Source organism: Rothia sp. (in: high G+C Gram-positive bacteria) (assembly GCF_030540545.1).
Lineage (GTDB): Bacteria > Actinomycetota > Actinomycetes > Actinomycetales > Micrococcaceae > Rothia.
The window spans coordinates 1-1,409 of record NZ_JAUNVZ010000036.1 but is presented as its reverse complement, the minus strand read 5'-3'; the positions used below and the strand labels follow the sequence as shown (position 1 = coordinate 1,409).

Annotated in this window: 1 protein-coding gene; it reads left to right on the top strand. The window is 61.0% G+C overall.

Features of this window, described 5'->3' with window-relative positions; all coding sequences use genetic code 11:
- Nucleotides 1-1,247 (top strand): 3-phosphoshikimate 1-carboxyvinyltransferase (locus Q4P78_RS08730; RefSeq protein ID WP_303339987.1); only part of this gene is annotated, 1,247 nt, incomplete at its 5' end.
- Between the last annotated feature and the right edge of the window lie 162 nt (nt 1,248-1,409).

The following is a 1,409-nucleotide window of genomic DNA, read 5'->3' as shown; positions in this document are numbered from 1 at the left end:
ACCCCACCCACTGGGACTTCAGTATCGACTTACCTTCGTCCAAGAGCATCAGCAATCGCGCCCTACTGCTCTGCGCCCTCAGTGGTGCCGGCAGCAGTGTAGAGCACTTGGCTGTGTGTGACGACACCCGCGTCATGTGGGATGCCCTGCGTAATCGACCGGAGACAATAGACATTGGAGCTGCCGGGACGGCTATGCGCTTTCTGACCGCCTACTTTGCCGTTTGCCAGGGTGAGGTACATACCCTGACCGGCACGTCACGCATGCGCAACCGCCCCATCGGCGTGTTGGTGGATGCTCTACGTCAGCTTGGAGCAAAGATTAGCTATACGGAGCGAGAGGGCTTTCCCCCCCTGCATGTAGAGGGCCAAAGCCTCAGCGGGGGTACGCTCACCCTGCCCGGCAACGTCAGCTCGCAATACATCTCTGCGCTCCTGATGATTGCCCCCACTATGCAAGAAGGGTTGAGACTGGAGCTGGAGGGAGAGGTACTGTCGCGCCCCTACATCGACATGACGCTCGCCATGCTGCGCACCTTCGGCATCGCCACCGAGTGGGCAGGCGAACAAGCGCTCGTGGTGCAGCCCGGCAGGTTTCACGATGAACTAAGCTACCTGGTGGAGAGCGACTGGTCGGCTGCATCCTATTGGTATGAGGCCTTGGCGCTCTCGGCCGACACGACCGGCCGCATCACCTTGCCCGGCCTCTTCAAGGAGAGCCTGCAAGGCGACAGCCGGATAAGGGAACTGTTCCGCAGCCTGGGCGTGGAGACCACCTTTGACGAAGAACTCCAACAAGTCACCCTGACCAAGGTTGCGGCCGAAGACCACTATACCGCCCGGCAGCCGTGGGTCTGTTACCTGGGCGATACGCCCGACCTCACACAGACGCTGGTCGTGACCTGCGCCATGCTGCGCCGCCCCTTCCGCTTCACTGGCGTACGCTCGCTACGCATCAAGGAGACCGACCGCATCGCGGCACTGCAAAACGAACTGCGTAAGTACGGGCTGGAACTGCAAGCCGAGGGAGACGATGTGCTGACACTCATGGACTACCCCGCAGGCACACCGCACTACGACGGTACCCCCATCCACACCTATGCCGACCACCGCATGGCGATGGCTTTTGCCCCTACCGCCATCGTCTGTGAGGGGGTAGAGATAGCCGATGCGGAAGTAGTAACCAAGAGTTACCCTACCTTCTGGCAAACGTTGGAGCAGCTCTCCGCCCACCCGGCGGCTCACTAAGATTGACTTGCACCCCATGAAGTACCTGATACTCCTTCTCCTCACCCTCGTGGGCTTCCTGACCCTAGAGTACCTCCGCCAGCGACGGAAGGCACAGCACCGAAAATCTACGGCCGAGACCCCAACCACAACCGCCGAAGAGGCCGAAGAGGCCGCACAGCC